Genomic DNA, 18,463 nt, shown 5'->3' with positions numbered 1-18,463 from the left:
AGCGCCGACCGCGACATGCGGACGGCGCCCGTAGCTTATCGGCCCGTACCCCTCCCGCTTGAGTGCCGGCCGCCAGACATGCGTACCGGCAGCGCCGCGGGGCGGGCCTGGCTTACCAGCCGATCGTGACGATCATGCCGCGCGGCGTCGGGTGCTCCAGCAGCGTGCTCTTGCTGCGCACGTCGTCGTAGGCGAAGCCGTAGGCCAGGCCGTCGATGCTGTGGTCATGCCAGAACTTCGCGTAGTAGTTGGCCGGGCCGGCGGGGTAGTACGCGGCCGAGTTGCTCCACTGCGACGGGTCGACGCTGATCAGCAGGTGGCGGTTGAAGGCGGCGGCGATCTGCGCCTGCACCACCAGCTCCTGCGAATTGCCGCTGGCCAGGTTGCCCGAGGCCTCGAGGATGCCCTGCGTGGTGGGCTTGCCGCGGATGTACAGGTTCTGCGGGCCGCCGTCCTTCGAGAACACGAAATCGTTGCCGATCACGCGGCCGCGGAAGGTGCCGGCCTCGGCGCTGAACACCAGGTCGGTGCCGGCGTAGCGGCTCCACACCTGGTCGACGTACGACGCGAAGTAGTTGCCCTGCGCGCGACCCGCGCCGAACTGGCCCTTGGCCGGCGCGACGATGCGGTACGGCCGCTGCACCAGCGCGCGGAACTCGGCCTGCGGCAGCGCTTCGAAGTCGGCAAAGATCTGCGCCCGCGACGCGTTCTCGCCCAGCGTGCGGTCGTAGCCGTCCTTGCCCAGCAGGCGCGTCTTCAGCGGGAAGCCGAACTGGTCGACCCGCGTGGTGTTGCCGTGGTAGCCGCTGTTGTCGACGGTGAACTCGATCCACTCGAAGTTCACGTCCTGGTTCGGATCGGTCGGGTTGTTCAGGTCGGGACCGGCGAAGCCCAGGCGGCCGTCGCCCGCGGTGTTGATCTTGATGAACATCGGCGAACCGAGGCTGATGAACATGCGGCCCGAGTCGATCTTCGGGATCGAGACCCAGCCGGCGTCGCTCAGCTTGTTGAAGTAGTTCGAGTAGGTCTGGCCGTTCTTCGCGAGGCGGTTGCCGGCCGTGTTGTCGGCCAGTGCGGACGGCACCAGGCGGCCGCTCGCGTCGACATGCGACAGCACCTTGCTCGCCGGGTCGTAGCCGATGATCGACCAGTAGACCTGGTTGTCGGCGAAAGCGCCGCCGGTGTTGTTCACCAGCTTGATCGTCATCACGCCGCTGCCCACCGGCAGGTCGACGCCGCCATTGCCCTGGCGCACGCGGAACGACGACATGATGTCGTTGAAGTTCACGTTCACCAGGTTGGGCGTGTCGGCGCCGAGCGTCAGCGTGCGGCCGCCGAAGTTGATGTCGTCGAACAGGTCGACCTGGTAGCCGCTCTTGACCTTGACCGACGAGACGCGGTCGTTCCAGGTGGCGCCGACCCAGCTGTTGTCGGCGTCGCCGCAGAACGACGCGCCCTGGTAGTCGGCGTGCTCGTAGAAGCAGATCGTGCCGCTGGTCGCGGGCGGCGGGGTGGTCGTGCCGCCGCCGACCGTCGCGGTGAAGCGGGCCGAGTCATAGGCCGGCGCACCGTTGTTGTAGGTGAAGAAATAGCCGAGCGCGTTGCCGTTCGCGACGCCGGTGATCACCTGCTCGTAGCGGGCGGCGCCGCTGTTGTAGCCCATGCGCAGGTTCTGCTGCGCGCCGCCATTGACCTGGTAGTGGATGTCGACCCAGGTGGTCGCGACGTTCGACTTGAACCAGATCGTCGCGGTGCTGCCCGAACTGGTCACGCCCTGCGTGAAGTCGGCCGCCGCGGCGTGGCCCGCCAGGCCGGCCGCGAGCGCGAACGCGGCGACGATCCATCCCAAGAAGCTTCTTGCTTTTCCCAACATGACGTTTCCCTCGCTGTGTGTGCCGGCATGGGCCGGACGTCCGGGGGCGATTCTCGAATCGCCGCCGCCGCGACGGGGCGGCGGCTTGCAACCAATTGCGAGACGATTCAGAAAGCGCTTTCACGAACGACCGTGCGATCGGACGTGGCATCGCTCACAGGTGCTGCGTCGGGCGGGTCGGTCCGGCGCTGGAGCGCTCGCTTGAGAACAATCGGTTGCAATTGAGGCCGGGGCCCGGCGCGACCGGCGACAATCCCCGGCTCCGTTCCTCTTCCATCAGGACTTGCGCATGAGCTCTTCGTCTTCTTCCCGCGTGGTGCTGGTCGCCGGCGGCACCGGTGCGCTCGGCGGTGCGGTGACGCAGGCCTTCGTCGACAGCGGCGCGACGGTGCTGGTCACCTACCGCCAGCGCAAGTCCTTCGATGCGCTGCAGAAACAACTGCGCGCCGGCGCGGTGCCGGTCGAAGGCATCGAGCTCGACGCGAGCGACGAGGCCGCGGTGCGCGACTGCGTCGCCGCCTGCCTGGCGCGCCACGGCCGGCTCGATGCGATGGTCAATGCGATCGGCGGCTGGGCCGGCGGCGTCAAGCTGTGGCAGCAGGATGCCGCCGCGTTCGACCAGATGATCGACCTGAACCTGCGTGCCACCCATGCACTGCTGCGCGCAGTGGTGCCGACGATGCAGGCGCGCGGCGCCGGCGCGCTGGTCAACGTGGCGGCGATGTCGGGACTGGTGCCGGCCGCGGGCTCGGCGGTCTATTCGGCGTCGAAGGCCGCGGTGCTCGCGCTGATGGCAGCGCTGGCCGAGGAGTTGCGCGGCAGCGGCGTGCGGGCCAATTCGGTTCTGCCGGGCACCATCGACACGCCAGCCAATCGCAACGCGATGCCGACCGCCGACACCGGCCAGTGGACCTCGCCACAGGACATCGCCCGCGTGATCGTCTTCCTGTGCAGCGACGACGCGCGCGCCGTGCACGGCGCGGCGATTCCGGTGCGCGGCGGCGGCTGAGGCCCTCAGCGCCGCTGGCGCTGGATCCAGGCCTCGAACTCCTGCAGCAACCGGCTGCGGAACTCGCGCGTCTTCTCGTCGCTGATCTCGCCGTTCGGCCCGAGCCGGCGCGACGCGACGGGACCCCCCGTCGATCTCCCCGACTTCAAGTCCGGAGGCCGGCGTTCATTGTTGCGATCGTGGCAACGATCAATTCACCAAACCGCCGTCGATGAATTCAGGGTTAACCACTAGAGTTCACCCCATCGACTCTTCGTCTTCCACCAGATGACCGGTCGAGTTCGAACGAGCCGGACACGCGATGAAGGCGTGGCGACCCGCAAGAAAACAAGCTCCATCAACCTTTCATTGCCACCTTCAAGCTCAAGGAACTCATCATGAACAGCAAGCTTTTCATCGCCGCCTCCCTCGCCCTTGCCGCCGTCCACGGCGCTGCGCTGGCCGACACCTCGTCGTATGCCGAAAGAATGCGCCTGATCGGCCGCACCGCCCAGGCTGGTGAACAGGCGCCCGCCCAGTTCGTCGACAACAGCGGCAAGCTGCGGACGGCTGCCGAACAGCGTGCCGACCACGTCGCCCGGATGAACTTGATCGGCCGCACCGCGGCACATGGCGAAACCTCGGCAACGGTCGTCAGCGACACCTTCGCCGGCAACGCGCAACAGCAGTTCGAACAGCGCATGAAGCTGATCGGCCGCACCGTGTCGCAAAGCGAACTGGCCGGCTACAACGTCGAGACCAACAACCAGCTGAGCGCGCAACGCGCAACGCGCTCGGCCCAATGAAGCCGGCGGCCTGACGGCCGCATCTCATCGAGCGCCCCGCGTCGGCTTTTGCCGCGCGGGGCGTTTTTCATGCGACGACGGGTCCCGGGGTGTGCAATACGGGACGTTTGTGGGCTTCATGCCGTTCCATCCGTCGTCGATATCGCCTTCAGTACGCCGGTAGTGGCCTCCCGCCGCAGCGTGCTCGGGACGATCACGATGAATTTCCTCGGCAATTTCACGATCGGCAGGCGGCTCGGTGCCGGCTTCCTGATCACGATCACGGTGGCGGTCGCGATGGCGCTGTCGGCCCGGCAGCAGATGACGGCCATCAGCCAGCAGGTCGGCGACCTCACCAGCGGCGAGATGGCCAAGGTGGTACAGCTGTCGCGCATGAAGGACAACCAGAACGTGATCGCGCGCGGCGTGCGCAACATCGTGCTGCTGTCCGAGCCGGCCGGCATGCAGGCCGAGAAGAAGCGCATCGACGAGATGCGCGCGAAGAATGCCGAGATCGTCGCGGACCTGGAAGCCACGGTGCGCAACACGTCGACCCGCGAGCTGCTGAAGGCGGTGTCGCAGACGCTGCCGCCGTACGAGCAGGCGCTCGACAAGGCGATCGCGCTGGGCCTGGCCGGCGACGATGCCACCGCGACGAAAACCCTGCTGGCCGACGTGCGGCCGATGCAGAACGCCTATTTCAAGGCGGTGGATGCGCTGGTCGACGCGCAGCAGCAGGAGATGCGCGAGGTGGCGAGCGGCATCCAGGCGGCGGCCCGCGCCGACAGCCTGCTGATGCTCGGCCTGGCCGGCCTGGCGGCGGCGTTCGGTGCGCTGATCGCCTGGGCCGTCACCCGCTCGATCGTGCGGCCGCTGAAGCAGGCCGCGGCACTGGCCGAACAGGTCAGCGAAGGCGACCTGAGCACCACGCTGAAGATCGACGCGCACGACGAGACCGGCCACCTGCTGCGCGCGCTGCAACGCATGCGCGACAGCCTGGTGCAGATCGTCGGCAGCGTGCGCGGCAACGCCGAGAGCGTCGCCACCGCCAGCTCGCAGATCGCGCAGGGCAACCTCGACCTGAGCCAGCGCACCGAAGAGCAGGCGAGCGCGCTGCAGCAGACGGCCGCGACGATGGAAGAACTGAACGTCACGGTGCGCAGCAACGCCGACAACGCGCGCCAGGCCAACCAGCTGGCGCTGGGCGCGGCGAGTGCGGCGAATGACGGCGGTGCCGCGGTGGGCCGGGTGGTCGACACGATGCGCGGCATCCAGGCGTCGTCGAAGAAGATCGTCGACATCATCGGGGTGATCGACGGCATCGCGTTCCAGACCAACATCCTGGCGCTGAATGCGGCGGTGGAAGCGGCGCGTGCCGGCGAGCAGGGCCGCGGCTTCGCGGTGGTGGCCGCCGAGGTGCGCACGCTGGCCCAGCGCAGCGCGTCGGCAGCGCGCGAGATCAAGGCGCTGATCGGCCACAGCGTCGCGCAGGTCGAGCAGGGCACGACGCTGGTCGACCAGGCGGGGCAGTCGATGCAGCAGATCGTCGCGGCGATCCAGCGCGTCAGCGACATCGTCGGCGAGATCAGTTCGGCGGCGGTCGAGCAGAGCTCGGGGGTCTCGCAGGTCGGCGAGGCGGTGTCGCAGATGGACCAGGCGACGCAGCAGAACGCTGCGCTGGTGGAAGAGGGCGCGGCGGCCGCCGAAAGCCTGAAGCAGCAGGCGCGCATGCTGGTGGAAGCGGTCGCGGTGTTCAAGCTGCGCGGCGGGCCGGTAGCCATGCCGGCCTGACGGGACAACGCGCGGGCACAAAAAAAGCCGCTGTGAAGCGGCTTTTCCTGATCCGGGCCCCGAGGGGCTGGAGATGTTGGTGCCGGTGAGAAGAGTCGAACTCCCGACCTTCGCATTACGAATGCGCTGCTCTACCAACTGAGCTACACCGGCGTGAAGCCAGCGAGTATAGCGTGGCTTCAGCCGTTTTCGCGATGATAGGCCGTGACTCTCTCAACTTCGTTCTTCGACCCCAGGATCACGCTGACGCGTTCGTGCAGCGCGGTCGGCTGCAGGTCGAGGATGCGTTGCCCGGCGTTGGTCGCCGCGCCGCCCGCCTGCTCGACGATGAAGGCCATCGGGTTCGCCTCGTACATCAGCCGCAGCTTGCCGGCCTTCTTCGGCTCGCGCCGGTCCCAGGGGTACATGAACACGCCGCCGCGCGTCAGGATGCGGTGCACGTCGGCCACCATGCTGGCGATCCAGCGCATGTTGAAGTCCTTGCCGCGCGGGCCGGTGCTGCCGGCCAGGCACTCCTCGACATAGCGCTGCATCGGCGGCGCCCAGTGCCGCAGGTTGCTCATGTTGATCGCGAATTCCTTCGTGTCTTCCGGGATCTTCGCGCCGTCCTGCGTCAGCAGCCAGGCGCCTTCCTCGCGGTCGAGCGTGAAGATCGCGACGCCGTCGCCCACCGTCAGCACCAGCATCGTCTGCGGACCGTACACGCAATAGCCGGCGGCAGCCTGCTGCGAGCCGGGCTGCAGGAAATCGGCCTCGCTGACGCCGACCGTGGCGCCGGCGCTGTTCTCGGGCTTCTTCAGCACCGAGAAGATCGTGCCGATGCTGACGTTGACGTCGATGTTGCTCGAGCCGTCGAGCGGGTCGAACAGCAGCAGGTACTCGCCCTGCGGGAAGCGGTTGGGCACCACGTAGATGCCCTCCATCTCCTCGCTGGCCATCGCGGCCAGGTGGCCGCCCCATTCGTTGGCCTCGATCAGCACCTCGTTGGCGATGATGTCGAGCTTCTTCTGCATCTCGCCCTGCACGTTCTCGGTCTCGGCGCTGCCGAGCACGCCGCCGAGCGCGCCCTTGTTGACGCTGATGCTGATGCGCTTGCAGGCGCGCGCCACCACCTCGATCAAGAGCCGCAGCTGGGCCGGGATGTTGCCGTGGCTGCGCTGCTGCTCGATCAGGTACTGCGTCAGGCTGATGCGCTTCGGGGTCAGGCGCTGCGTCATGCCGCGCCCTCGCCGGATTGCAGCGCCCGGCCGACGATCTCGCGCACGTCGTTCGACAGGTCGGGCTTGGCCGCGACGCGCTTCAGCGCCTCGCCGGCCGCGGTGCGGTACGGCTCGGCCAGGTTGCTCCAGCGGTCCATCACGCGGGCAACGCGCGCGGCGAGCTGCGGGTTCAGGCTGTCCAGCTCGATCATCCTGTCGGCCCAGAACACGTAGCCGGCCGCATCGCTGCGGTGGAAGGCCGCGGGGTTCAGCATGCACAGCGTGGTGATCAGGCTGCGCGCGCGGTTCGGATTCTTCAGCGAGAAGTCCCGGTGCTGCAGCAGCTGCTTGGCCCGCGTGAACACGCGGCCGTCCTTCTCGGGCGCTCCCGCCTGCAGCGCGAACCACTTGTCGATGACCAGCGGCTCGCCCTTGAAGATCTCGTGGAAGCGCTGCAGCGCCGGCTCGGCCAGCTCGGCATGCGCATGCACCAGCGCGGCCAGCGCGCCAAGCCGGTCGGTCATGTTGCCGGCGTCCTTGAAGCGCTGGAACGCGCGGCCCGGCCACACGCTGTCGCCACGGCGCGTCGAATCGAGGCACAGCATCGCCAGCGCCAGGTTGGCCAGCGCGCGCTTGCCGGCCGACACCGGATCGGGCGAGTAGCCGCCGCGCACCTGATGTTCGTCGAACGCCCGTTGCCAGTCGTCGCGCAACGCCTGCGCGAGCTGCAGCTTCATCGATTCGCGCGCCGCATGGATGCGCTGCGGGTCGACCAGGTCGAGCTGCTCGGCGACATAGGTCTCGCTCGGCAGCGTCAGCGCCAGTTCCTTGAACGCCGCGTCGAGCGCGTCGTGGCGCAGCACCGCGCGCATCGCCTCGATGAAGGCGGCGTCCAGCGGCTGCGGCTGCTCGCTCGCCACCGCGGCCAGCAGGCGGTTCAGCGCCAGGCGCTGGCCGGCTTCCCAGCGGTTGAACGGGTCGCTGTCGTGCTTCAGCAACACCAGCAGGTCGTCGTCGGCCAGGTGGTCGATCAGCATCACCGGCGCCGAGAAGCCGCGCAGCAGCGACGGCACCGGCTCGACGTCGACGTTGACGAAGGTGAAGAAGCTGCGCGCTTCGTGCAGCACCAGCACGCGCTCGGTGCCGCCGGCGGCCGCTTCGCCTTCGAGCTGCAGCGGCAGCGGCCGGCCGTCGCGGCCGATCAGCCCCATCGCGACCGGGATCACGTTCGATTCCTTCGCCATCTGCCCCGGCGACGGTGGGCAGCTCTGCTCGATGCCCAGCGTGTAGGTGCGGCTCGGCGCGTCGTAGCGGCCGCGCGCGTTGACGCGCGGCGTGCCGGCCTGGCTGTACCAGCGCTTGAACTGCGTCAGGTGCTTCGCGAGCTCGCTGTCGGGGTTGGCATCGGCAATCGCCTGCGCGAAGTCGTCGCAGGTCACCGCCTGGCCGTCGTGGCGTGCGAAGTACAGCGTGATGCCGCGCGCGAAACCTTCGCGGCCGACCAGCGTCTGCATCATCCGCACCACCTCCGAGCCCTTCTCGTAGATGGTCGCGGTGTAGAAGTTGTTGATCTCGACGTAGCTGTCCGGGCGCACCGGGTGGGCCATCGAGCCGGCGTCTTCGGGGAACTGGATCTGGCGCAGCTGGCGCACGTCCTCGATGCGCTTGACGGCGCGCGCCGTCGGGCTGCCGGCCATGTCCATGCTGAATTCCTGGTCGCGGAAGACCGTCAGGCCTTCCTTCAGGCTCAGCTGGAACCAGTCGCGGCAGGTGATGCGGTTGCCGGTCCAGTTGTGGAAGTACTCGTGGCCGACCACGCTCTCGATGCCGGCGTAGTCCACGTCGGTCGCGGTGGCCGGGTTGGCGAGAACGAACTTCGTGTTGAAGATGTTCAGGCCCTTGTTCTCCATCGCGCCCATGTTGAAGTCGCCGACCGCGACGATCATGAAACGCTCCAGGTCGAGCGGCAGCTTGAAGCGGGCCTCGTCCCACACGACGCTCGCGATCAGCGAGTTCATCGCATGCTCGGTCTTCTCGAGGTCGCCGCGGCGCACGTACACCTGCAGCAGGTGGTCCTTGCCCGAGCGGGTGCGGATGTGCTGTTCGCGTGCGACCAGGTCGGCCGCGACCAGCGCGAACAGGTAGCTCGGCTTCGGGAACGGGTCGTGCCATTTCGCGAAGTGTCGGCCGTTGTCGAGTTCGCCCTGCTGCACCAGGTTGCCGTTCGACAACAGCACCGGGTAGGCCTTCTTGCTGGCCTTCAGCGTCACGGTGTAGACCGCCATCACGTCCGGGCGGTCGAGGAAGTACGCGATGCGGCGGAAGCCCTCGGCTTCGCACTGCGTGAAGAATCCGCCGCCCGAGGTGTACAGCCCCGACAGCTGGGTGTTCTTCTCGGGTGCGCAGGTGTTGCGGATCTCGAGCGTGAACTCGCCGGCCGGCACGTCGGACAGGCTGTCGATCACCAGCATGCCGTCTTCATGGCGGAACGACACCGATTCGCCGTTGACCAGCACGCGCGTCAGCGTCAGGTCTTCGCCGTGCAGGCGCAGCGGCTGCGGCGGCAGCGCGGTGTTGCGCTCCATCGTCATGCGGTTGATGACCAGCGTCTTCGCCGGGTCGAGGTCGAACGTCAGGTCGACGGTGCGGATCCAGAACGCCGGCGCGGTGTAGTCCTCGCGGCGGATCAGCGGTGCAGTGCCTTCACGCATGGTGTTCTTCTTTCGTCAGGGCTGATGGATCGGGAGGGAAAGCTTGATGTCCTGCAGATCGGGCACGACGGCGACGACGTTGTCGAAGCCGGCGAAGGCGTCGGCGCCCATGGTCGTGGTCAGCGCAACCGCCTTCATGCCGGCGCGGCGCGCGGCCTCGACGCCGAGCGGCGCGTCTTCGAAGACCAGGCAGTCGGCCGGGCTCACGCCGAGGCGCTTCGCGGCCTCGAGGAAGATGTCCGGATGCGGCTTGCCGCGCAGGCCGTCGGCCGGGCTCACGGTGGTCTGCACCTTGTCGCCGATGCCGAAGCGGTCGTAGGCCAGCGCGATGTTCTGCGGCGTCGACGCGGTGCACACCGCGAGCTTCAGCCCGAGCCCGGCGGCGCGGTCGAGCAGCTCGTGCGTGCCGGCGATCAGCCCCAGGCGGGTCGCGGCGATGTCGCGGTAGATCGCCTCCTTCTCGGCGGCGAGCGCGGCGTAGTCGTCGCCGCTGCGCCCGGGCAGCATGTCGGTGAAGATCTCGACGTTGCTGCGCCCGGCCGTCTCGAGGAAGAAGCGCTCGGCATCGATCGTCAGCTCGCGCCGCCGGTGCCACTCGACCCAGGCGGTGTGGTGGTGCGGCATGCTGTCGATCAGCGTGCCGTCCAGGTCGAAGAGCAGGGCCTTCAGCTGCGTCATCAGATGCCCTGCTTCAGGCTGGCGGTGATGAACTGGTCGAGGTCGCCGTCCAGCACCTTCTGGGTGTTGGAAATCTCCACGTTGGTGCGCAGGTCCTTGATGCGGCTCTGGTCGAGCACGTAGCTGCGGATCTGGTGGCCCCAGCCGACGTCGGTCTTGGTGTCTTCCAGCTTCTGCTGCTCTTCCATGCGCTTGCGCATCTCGTGGTCGTACAGGCGCGAGCGCAGCCGCTTCCAGGCCACGTCGCGGTTGCTGTGCTGGCTGCGGCCGTCCTGGCACTGCACGACGATGCCGGTCGGGATGTGCGTGAGGCGCACCGCCGAATCGGTCTTGTTGATGTGCTGGCCGCCGGCGCCGCTCGCGCGGAAGGTGTCGGTGCGCACGTCCGACGGGTTGATGTCGATCTCGATCGTGTCGTCGACCTCGGGGTAGACGAACACGCTCGCGAAGCTGGTGTGGCGTCCGCCGGCGGAATCGAACGGGCTCTTGCGCACCAGGCGGTGCACGCCGGTTTCGGTGCGCAGCAAGCCGAACGCGTACTCGCCCTCGACCTTGATGGTGGCGCTCTTGATGCCGGCGATGTCGCCGTCGGACACGTCCTCGACCGTCGCCTTGAAATCCTTGCGCTCGGCGTACTTCAGGTACTGGCGCAGCAGCATGCCGGCCCAGTCGCAGGCTTCGGTGCCGCCGGCGCCGGCTTGGATGTCGAGGAAGCAGTTGAGCGGGTCGGCCGGGTTGTTGAACATGCGGCGGAACTCGAGCCCGTCGACGATCTCGGTCAGCTTCGCGGTCTCGGCCTCGATGGCCTGCAGGCCGTCGGTGTCGCCTTCGGCCTTCGACATCTCGTACAGCTCGGAGTTGTCGGCCAGGTTGCTGGTCAGGTGGTCGATGGTCTCGACGACCTGCTCCAGCGTGCGCTTCTCGCGCCCCAGCTCCTGCGCGCGCTTCGGTTCGTCCCAGACCTTGGGGTTCTCGAGCGCGGCGTTGACTTCGTTCAGTCGCAGTGCTTTGCGATCGTAGTCAAAGATACCCCCGGAGGCCGACCGTGCGCTCGGTCAGGTCGGCCAGGGTGTTGCCGATGGCATTGATGTGTTCGACGTCCATGGTGCGGTTCCCGTGTGTGTTCTGCGAATCGCGGGATTTTCGCACGCACGACATGCCCATGCGAGCGGGCCGAACGGCGGGCCGCCCCAAGCCGGCCCGCATCCCCGCGGGGGATCGGTCGATGGTCCCGTCGACCGAGGGGTCGTCATCCTCCTTCGAGGAAGCGTGCCAGATGGGCGGCGAGTGCCTCCGGCTGGTCGTGGTGCAGCATGTGCCCGGCGGGCGACAGCACCTGGCGCTCGACCCGCGGCACCTGCGCGAGGCGGGCGTCGAAGTCGCTGCGCGGGTAGCGGTCGCCCCACCACTTGGCGACGTCGGTGCGGTCGCCCTCGACCCACAGCAGCGGCGCGGCGATGCGCTGCCAGCAGGCCAGCACCTCGTCCTTCTGGTAGAGCACCGGGTTGGCGCGCTTGTGGGCCGGATCGCCGAGGATGTGCCAGCGGCCGTCGTCCGCCTGGCGCGACCAGTGGCCGGCCAGCCAGGCCGCGCGGTCCGCGCGCAGCAGCGGGTTGGTCTTGCGCAGCCGGTCGGCGACCGCGGCCAGGCTGTCGTACGGGCGCAGCGCCACCGGCTGCTTCAGTTCGTCGAGCCACTGCCGGTAGCGCGCCGGCGCCTGCGCCGGGCGGGTGGCCGGCAGGCCGAAGCCCTCCAGGTTGACGAGCCGGCGGATGCGTTCGGGCCGCACCCCGGCGTAGACCATCGCGACGTTGCCGCCCATGCTGTGGCCGAGCAGGTCGATCGGGGCGGCCGGATCGGCCCGCGAATCCAGCAGCGCATCGAGGTCGCCGAGGTAGTCGGGGAACCAGTAGCCGTCGGCGCCGCCCGGGTCGCTGAGGCCGAAGCCGCGCCAGTCGGGGGCGATCACGTGGCGGCCGTCGCCCTCGATCGCCGCCAGCGCGTCGACCGCGAACTGGAACGACGCGCCGACGTCCATCCAGCCATGCAGCATCACGAGCGTCGGCCGGTCGGCGCTGGCCTGGCCCGCGTCGCCCCATTCGTTCAGGTGGCAGCGCAGGCCGCGCAGGTCGACGAAGCGGCTGCGGCCGGGGCGATGGGGCAGGTAGGGCGCGGAGGACGACATGGCCGCCGATGTTAGGAGCTTGCCCGCCGGCCGGCTGTCCGGCCAGGGACAGTGGCGGCGCGCGCGGCTTCAGGACAATTCAGCCGTGCTTCAGGACGGCGGGACGGTGCAGCGCCGACCATGCGGGCCATGAAACCGATGCGCCCGATCTTCATCCTGCAGACCCCCCAGCTGCGCTTCGCCGCGGCCGTTCTCGGGGTCGCGGCCCTGTTCGCGGGTTTCCATGCGCTCGCGACGCCGGCGCCACTCGTGATTTCCTGCGCACTTCCGACCGCTGCCGGCCATGCGCGAACGCCGCCGTCGTCGGGCGCGGGGCCAACGCGCCCTATGCTCGGGGAGGAGGGCATGTCCGCCGTGAAGGAAAAACTGGACTGACCCGTGCCGTTCTGCAGTAACGACGTGAGGGAGCTCGAGGAGATCGCGACACCGGCACCGTGCCACCCACGGCCGCCGGCGCGGGGCTTGCACGTCGGTGTCACGGGGCATCGCTTGAATCGCATCTCGCAACATCAGCTGGACCAGATCACGCCGCAGATCGAGCCGGTGCTCGCCCACCTGGCGAGCGCATCGCGCTGCATCGAGCCGGTGCTGCTGTCGAACCTCGCCGAAGGCAGCGACCGCCACCTCGCGTGGCTCGGCCTGCAGATCGGCTACACGCTGCACGCGGTGCTGCCGCGCCCGCGCGACGACTACGCGCGCGGCTTCAGCAGCGCCGCGTCGCGTCGCGAGTACCGGGCGCTGCTGGCCGACGCGGCACGCATCACCGAGTTGCGCGGGCCGCTGGGCGTGGCCGGGCGCACCTACCTGCGCGCCGGGCATGCGCTGCTCGACCAGGCCGACCTGCTTCTTGCACTGTGGGACGGTGCGCCGTCGCGCGGCACCGGCGGCACGGCCGACGTCGTCGACGAGGCCTTCCGGCGCCGCATCCCGGTGCTGCACCTGTCGACCCGGCCGCGCCAGCGACCGAGGCTGCTGTGGCCGCGGGCCGGCGGCACGGTGGAACAGTGCTGCGACCGCCGCCGGCTCGACGCGGTGCTGGCCCACGTGAGGGACACGCGGCGATGAACGCCGACGAAACGCCGGCCACCGCATCGCCTGTTCCTGCACCGCGCTACGGGGCCTTCATCAGCTACAGCCACCACGACAAGGTGGCGGCGCGCCGGCTGCAGCGGCAGCTCGAGACGTACCGCATCCCGCGCCGGTTGCTCGGGCGCGCGACGCCGCACGGGCCGGTGCCGGCGCGCCTGCCGCCGCTGTTTCGCGATCGCGACGAGCTGAACGCCGGCGCCGACCTGAAGGCGAGCGTGCAGGAGGCCCTCGCGGCCAGCCGCTGGCTGATCGTCGTCTGCTCGCCGGACGCCGCGCGTTCGCCGTGGGTGAACCGCGAGATCATCGAATTCAAGCGCCTGCATGGCGAAGGCCGCGTGCTGGCGCTGATCGCGCGCGGCGAGCCGTTCGCGAGCAACACGCCGGGCCGCGAGGCGAGCGAATGCTTCCCGCCGGCGCTGCGTTTTGCGCTGACGCCCGACGGCCGTGCCGAAGGCGAGCCGCTGGAGCCGATTGCCGCCGACCAGCGCGCCGAAGGCGACGGCCCGCGCCGCGCCGCGCTGAAGCTGCTGGCCGGCATGATCGGCGTCGGCTTCGACGACCTGGTCCAGCGCGACACGCAGCGGCGGCTGCGCTGGCTGGCGGCGATCGCGACCGCTTCGGCTGTCGGCGTGGTCGTGTTCGCGCTGCTGGCGGTGCTGGCGGTGCGAGCGCGCAATGAAGCACAGCACCAGCGTGCGCAGGCCGAGGGCCTGATCGAGTTCATGCTCGGCGACCTGCGCAAGAAGCTCGAACCGGTGGGTCGACTGGAGGTGCTGGATTCGGTGGGGGAGAAGGCGCTCGCGTACTACGCCGAACAGCACGCCGATCGGCTCGACGCCACGGCGCTCGGTCATCGGTCGCGGGCCATGCACCTGATCGGCGAGATCCGCGACCTGCGTGGCAACGCGGTCGAGGCCCAGGCGGCCTTCGAGCAGGCGGCCGCCACCACGCGGCAGCTGTTGCTGAAGGCGCCCGGCGATGGCCAGCGCATCTTCGACCATGCGCAAAGCGTGTTCTGGGTTGGCTATGCCGCATGGAAGCATCTGGACGGGCGGGCCGCGCTGGCTCGCTTCCAGGAGTACCTCGCCCTCGCGCAGCGGCTTGTCGCGCTGGACTCCGCCAACCTCGACTGGCGGGCCGAAGTGGCGTTTGCCCACGTGAACATCGGTGGCGTGCAACTCGGGATGGGGCGGCCTTCGGATGCGCTCGCATCGCTGCGCCAGGCCGACGAGCTGCTTCGCGAACTGGCGCCCAAGCGCCCGGAGTTCGCCTCCGAATGGGCGCAGAACCATGGCTGGCTCGCCGAAACCTACGCGGCGCTCGGCGACTACGAGCATGCGCTGCGAGAGCAGCAGGAGAAGCTCGCGCTGCACCAGCGGATGGCCGACTCGTCGAAGAGCCGCGTGGCGCAGCGCAGTATCCAGAACGCGCTCAACATCATCAGCTTCTTCGAGCTGGCACTCGGCCGGCCGCACGATGCGGAACTGCACAGCCGCGCGGGATTGAAGATGGCCGACAACCTGGTGCTGGCCGACGCGAGCAACATGCTGTGGCTCGGCGATGCGTGCTTTGCGCGGCTGCGCCTGATCGAGACCCTGGTGGCGCAATCGCGGCACGACGCGGCCCGCGAGGAGCTGACCGCGGCGACCGCGTGCGTCGACAAGTTCCTCGCCGGCGAGGCGCGGGATGCCCGCTACGCGGTCGGGCTGCGCAGTCGCCTGCTGGAATTGACGGCGCAAGTCGTGCAGGCCCCGGGGCGCGGCGAATTGATCTCGAAGCTGCAGGCGTTGCTGGCATCCACTGACATGCAGGCGAAGGGCGACGCGCACCTCGCTGCGCGGCAGGCGGTCGAGATCTCCGGCGCCGCCGCGGCGCTGGCGGTGCTCGCGGAGCCGGATCGCCGCGATGTCGCGCAGCAGGCCTGGAAGCGCGTGGAGTCCGCGCTGGCGCCGTTCGCCGCGATGGACGACGGCGCGGTCCTGACACCGCTCGCGCGGGCCCGGCTCGGGCTCGGCGATGTCAAGGGCGCCCAGGCGCTTGCAACCCGGATCGAGAAAACCACTTATCGGCACCCCGCATACGCCGAACTCGCCAGACGATTGCAGACCGCGCGGGGCGGAAGCAGTCACACATCCAACTAGAAGGACTACCCCATGAGCAACGAATCCATCGTGCCGATCCCGCCGACAATGACCGTCACCATCGCTGCGTACATGACAGCCGAAGCGCCCAACGTCGTGGTGACGCGAGTGGAGCCGGAGTTCCTGAACCTGATCGGCATCGGCGACAGCGTGAATATCGTCTTCCAGGTGGCGACGTCAGGGTACGCGTTCCGCGACAAGCTTTCCGGCATCCAATCCCTCTCGAACGGATGGGACGCCTCGTTCACGACGATCCAGTATTCGGACGACATGCGGACCGCGACGGTCTCGAACGTGAATCAGAGCGGCCTGGCCTATCCCTACCTGGTGAACGTCATCCACCTGGCCACCGGACTGACCGGCAGCGTGGATCCCGTCATCCAGAACGAGAACCGCTGAGCGCCCTGGTTGAGCGCGCGACGCCGTCCCACAGCGCCATGGCGCTGGACGCGTCGAGTTGCTCGCCGTTCTTTCGCAACGGCTCCTGCAGCGTTGCCGGCAGGCCGGACAAGCGCCGCCGCACTTCTTCGCGGGCGTGCTCGCGTGCCGGTGTGCGCGGCTCGTCGCGCTGCCGGTACGACGCATCGGACCACCCGGCCAGACGGGCCGCCGCCTGCAGGTCGCCCTGGCAGGCGGCCAACCAGGCCAGCACATCGACCGCTTGCCACGTCAGGCCGTGATCGAGCGCCAGCTGCAGCGTCGCCCTCGACAGTGACCATGCCTCGTCGACCGACCCCCGGACCAGCAGCGCATGCATCAGGTTCAGCTGCGCGGTGCACAGCGTCGCCGGCGCGCGCTTGTCTCGCAGCGCATCGACCAGTTGATGACCGAGGTACACCGCCTCGTCGACCTCGCCGATGGCCAGCGCCAGGTCGGCCAGGTGCGCGCGTGCGCGCCACGCGCCGCGCTCGTCGCCGGCGGCGATCCGCAACCCGAGTTCGACCTCGCGAGCGGCCCGGCTGTCCGCCAGCCGGCCTTCGGCGCGCGCCACGTCGGCCCGCGCACGCTGGCCCCAGGCGCGCTCGCGCGCCGGCCAGTCCGGCCGCTCCAGTGCCAACGCTTCGTCCAGCGCCGCCCGCGCCGCCGGGTTCGGCTCGTGCCACAACCCGGCCAGTCCGGTCAGCTGCGCGTACAGCCCGTGCTCGTCGCCGAGCGCACGGAACAGCGACTGCGCATGGTCGGCCGCGCCGCGCGAGCGCCCCGGCGAGGCGTCGGCCCACACCCATTGCGCGGCCCGCCACCAGGCTGCAGCGAGTGGCTTGGGAACGTTGTCATCAACCATCGCCTCGCTGATGTCATGCCAGCGCCTGGCCTCGGCATGCAGCGACAGGTGATGCCACAGCGGCGCGGCCGCGCCGACCAGCGCGACCAGCGTCTCGGGGTCGTGCTGCTGCGACCACGCGAGCGCGGCCCGCAGGTTGTCGAGCTCCGGCTCGTACAGCGCGAGCCACGGCGCATCGGCCATCCGCAGCCAGTCGCGTTGCGCACCGGCGAAGAACGCGCGCAGCGCACGCGCATGGCGGCCGCGCAGCGCATCGGCCTGCGGGTCGTCCGCCAGCCGGGACTGCGCATAGGCCCGTGCGCTCTCGCTGAGCGCATAGCGCGGCGGGTCGCCGTCGCCGACCTGGACCAGCGAATGGTCCGACAGCAGCGCCAGCCCGTCGATCGCGGCCCAGCCGTCGGCATCGCTGCCGTCGGCCAGCACCGCACTGGCCAGCGCCAGCGTGAAGCCGCCGGCGAACACCCCGAGCGAGTCGAACAGCGCGCGCTGCGCCGGCGTCAGCAGCGACAGGCTCCAGTCGAGCGCCGCCTGCAGCGTCTGCTGGCGCGTCGGCGTGCCGCGCGTGCTGCTGGCCAGCAGCCGGAAGCGGTCGTCCAGCCGCGATGCGATCCCGCCGACGCCCAGCACCGGCACGCGCGCGGCCGCCAGTTCGAGCGCCAGCGGCACGCCGTCGAGCCGGCGGCAGATCTCGGTCACCGCGCCGACGTTGGCATCGGTCAGTGCGAAGCGGCGGTCGACCGCCAGCGCGCGCTCGCAGAACAGCGCGACCGCGCCATGCTGCAGCGCCGGACCGGCGGCGCTGCCGTCGGGCGGTACCGCCAGCGCCCCGATGCGCTGCAGCCGCTCGCCCGCCAGGTGCAGCGGCACCTGGCTCGTCACCAGCAGCCGCAGGCCGGGAGCGCCCTGCTGCAGTGCCTGCACCAGCGGCGCGAGGCCGTCGAGCAGGTGTTCGGCGTTGTCGAGCACCAGCAGCGCCTGCAGGTTCTTCACCGACGCCAGCAGCGCGGCGGTTGCATCGCCGCCCACCGCGAGCTGCAGCGACAGTGCCTGCGCGATCGCGCCGCCGATCAGCGAGGCATCGGTCAGCGACGCGAGTTCGACCCATGCGACGCCGTCGGCCCAGGCCTCGCGCCGCGCCTGGGCGGCGGCGCGGGCCAGCGAGGTCTTGCCGATGCCGCCGGGGCCGACCAGCGTCACCAGGCCCGAGCCGTCCAGCTGCGCCAGCAGCTCGGCCAGTTCGCGCTCGCGCCCGACCAGCGCGACCGGCCGCTCGGGCAACGCATCGCGCGGCGGCCGGGCCGGTGCAACCGCCGGCGCGGGCGCGGGCGAAGGCGAGGGGGTCATCGTGAAGCGGTAGCCGCGCCCCGGCACCGTCGAGATCGCCTGCGCGCCCAGCAGCTTGCGCAGCGCCGAGACATGCACCTGCAGGTTGTTCTCTTCGACCACGAGGCCGGGCCAGACCAGGTCGAGCAGTTCCCCCTTCGACACCAGCCGGTCGCTGCGCTCGACCAGCGCCTGCAGCAGGTCGAACGCGCGCGCGCCGAGCAGCGCGGGCTGGCCGTCGATCAGCAGCTGGCGCGTGGCCGGGCTCAGCGCGATGCGTCCGAAGCGGTAGTGGTCAGGCAAGTGGATCCTCCAAGGCGGCGAATTTACGCGATGCCGCCGGCTTCAGAACGATTCAGGCCGGTTTCAGTCCGCTGAAGGACGGCGCGGGCGTGGAATCGGACACTGGGTTTCGCTC

The 18,463-nt window shown here is 69.6% G+C and carries 15 protein-coding genes and 1 tRNA gene; 7 read left to right on the top strand and 9 right to left on the bottom strand.

Translation table 11 applies throughout. The features are described 5' to 3' along the window. Positions 1–112 precede the first annotated feature (112 nt). Positions 113–1,849: a beta-1,3-glucanase family protein gene (locus FHT26_RS17065; RefSeq protein ID WP_210427444.1), complete on the bottom strand. Its 1,737-nt coding sequence runs from the start codon at positions 1,847–1,849 to the stop codon at positions 113–115. A gap of 313 nt (positions 1,850–2,162) precedes the next feature. On the opposite strand from FHT26_RS17065, the gene FHT26_RS17060 reads away from it, so the two are divergent. Continuing rightward, positions 2,163–2,882, top strand: a complete 720-nt coding sequence (locus FHT26_RS17060; RefSeq protein ID WP_168561304.1) for an SDR family NAD(P)-dependent oxidoreductase — start codon at positions 2,163–2,165, stop codon at positions 2,880–2,882. A 5-nt stretch (positions 2,883–2,887) separates the two neighbouring features. Here the strand turns inward: FHT26_RS17060 and FHT26_RS17055 are convergent, their stop codons facing one another. Further along, the gene (locus tag FHT26_RS17055; protein ID WP_168561303.1) at positions 2,888–3,031 is read right to left on the bottom strand and encodes a hypothetical protein; all 144 of its coding nucleotides are present in this window, start codon (positions 3,029–3,031) and stop codon (positions 2,888–2,890) included. A 228-nt stretch (positions 3,032–3,259) separates the two neighbouring features. Here FHT26_RS17055 and FHT26_RS17050 point away from each other — a divergent pair, with 228 nt between their 5' ends. Next, complete coding sequence (locus FHT26_RS17050; protein WP_168561302.1) at positions 3,260–3,667, top strand: hypothetical protein; 408 nt, start codon at positions 3,260–3,262, stop codon at positions 3,665–3,667. Between the two features lie 198 nt (positions 3,668–3,865). Further along, a complete protein-coding gene (locus FHT26_RS30390) occupies positions 3,866–5,437 on the top strand; it encodes a methyl-accepting chemotaxis protein (protein WP_282597179.1) in 1,572 nt (523 codons plus the stop codon). Between the two features lie 77 nt (positions 5,438–5,514). On the opposite strand, the gene FHT26_RS17040 is transcribed toward FHT26_RS30390, so the two are convergent. The 6 genes from FHT26_RS17040 to FHT26_RS17015 form a co-directional block, all read right to left on the bottom strand. After that, a tRNA-Thr gene (locus tag FHT26_RS17040) sits at positions 5,515–5,590 on the bottom strand. A gap of 26 nt (positions 5,591–5,616) precedes the next feature. After that, positions 5,617–6,654 (bottom strand): class 1 fructose-bisphosphatase, encoded by a 1,038-nt coding sequence (locus FHT26_RS17035; protein WP_168561300.1) that lies wholly within the window; start codon positions 6,652–6,654, stop codon positions 5,617–5,619. Beyond that, a complete protein-coding gene (gene pepN, locus FHT26_RS17030; protein WP_168561299.1) occupies positions 6,651–9,347 on the bottom strand; it encodes an aminopeptidase N in 2,697 nt (898 codons plus the stop codon). The genes FHT26_RS17035 and pepN overlap by 4 nt, the downstream gene beginning before the upstream one ends. Before the next feature lie 15 nt (positions 9,348–9,362). Next, on the bottom strand, positions 9,363–10,025 hold the full coding sequence (locus FHT26_RS17025) for an HAD family hydrolase (protein ID WP_168561298.1): 663 nt from the start codon (positions 10,023–10,025) through the stop codon (positions 9,363–9,365). Next, positions 10,025–11,129, bottom strand: a protein-coding gene (gene prfB / locus FHT26_RS17020) for a peptide chain release factor 2 (RefSeq protein WP_168561297.1) whose coding sequence is annotated in 2 segments (ribosomal slippage) — positions 10,025–11,047 and positions 11,049–11,129 — 1,104 coding nt in all. Because the reading frame shifts where the segments join, the coding sequence is not laid out codon by codon here. Before prfB ends, FHT26_RS17025 begins: the two co-directional genes overlap by 1 nt. Before the next feature lie 145 nt (positions 11,130–11,274). Further along, the gene (locus FHT26_RS17015) at positions 11,275–12,210 is read right to left on the bottom strand and encodes an alpha/beta fold hydrolase (RefSeq protein ID WP_168561296.1); all 936 of its coding nucleotides are present in this window, start codon (positions 12,208–12,210) and stop codon (positions 11,275–11,277) included. A gap of 129 nt (positions 12,211–12,339) precedes the next feature. Here FHT26_RS17015 and FHT26_RS17010 point away from each other — a divergent pair, with 129 nt between their 5' ends. The 4 genes from FHT26_RS17010 (at position 12,340) to FHT26_RS16995 (ending at position 15,839) form a co-directional block, all read left to right on the top strand. Then, on the top strand, positions 12,340–12,585 hold the full coding sequence (locus tag FHT26_RS17010) for a hypothetical protein (RefSeq protein ID WP_168561295.1): 246 nt from the start codon (positions 12,340–12,342) through the stop codon (positions 12,583–12,585). Positions 12,586–12,699: 114 nt separating this feature from the next. Further along, the gene (locus FHT26_RS17005) at positions 12,700–13,275 is read left to right on the top strand and encodes a hypothetical protein (protein ID WP_168561294.1); all 576 of its coding nucleotides are present in this window, start codon (positions 12,700–12,702) and stop codon (positions 13,273–13,275) included. Continuing rightward, positions 13,272–15,440: a toll/interleukin-1 receptor domain-containing protein gene (locus FHT26_RS17000; RefSeq protein ID WP_168561293.1), complete on the top strand. Its 2,169-nt coding sequence runs from the start codon at positions 13,272–13,274 to the stop codon at positions 15,438–15,440. The genes FHT26_RS17005 and FHT26_RS17000 overlap by 4 nt, the downstream gene beginning before the upstream one ends. A 12-nt stretch (positions 15,441–15,452) precedes the next feature. Beyond that, positions 15,453–15,839, top strand: a complete 387-nt coding sequence (locus tag FHT26_RS16995) for a hypothetical protein (RefSeq protein WP_168561292.1) — start codon at positions 15,453–15,455, stop codon at positions 15,837–15,839. Here FHT26_RS16995 and FHT26_RS16990 read toward each other — a convergent pair. Continuing rightward, positions 15,817–18,348 (bottom strand): ATP-binding protein, encoded by a 2,532-nt coding sequence (locus tag FHT26_RS16990; RefSeq protein WP_168561291.1) that lies wholly within the window; start codon positions 18,346–18,348, stop codon positions 15,817–15,819. The two genes, FHT26_RS16995 and FHT26_RS16990, sit on opposite strands and share 23 nt — an antisense overlap. Between the last annotated feature and the right edge of the window lie 115 nt (positions 18,349–18,463).

The organism is Rhizobacter sp. SG703 (assembly GCF_012275445.1).
Classification (GTDB): Bacteria; Pseudomonadota; Gammaproteobacteria; order Burkholderiales; family Burkholderiaceae_C; genus Rhizobacter.
Note: the sequence above shows the minus strand (reverse complement) of the source record. Positions and strands in the feature narration are given on the sequence as shown.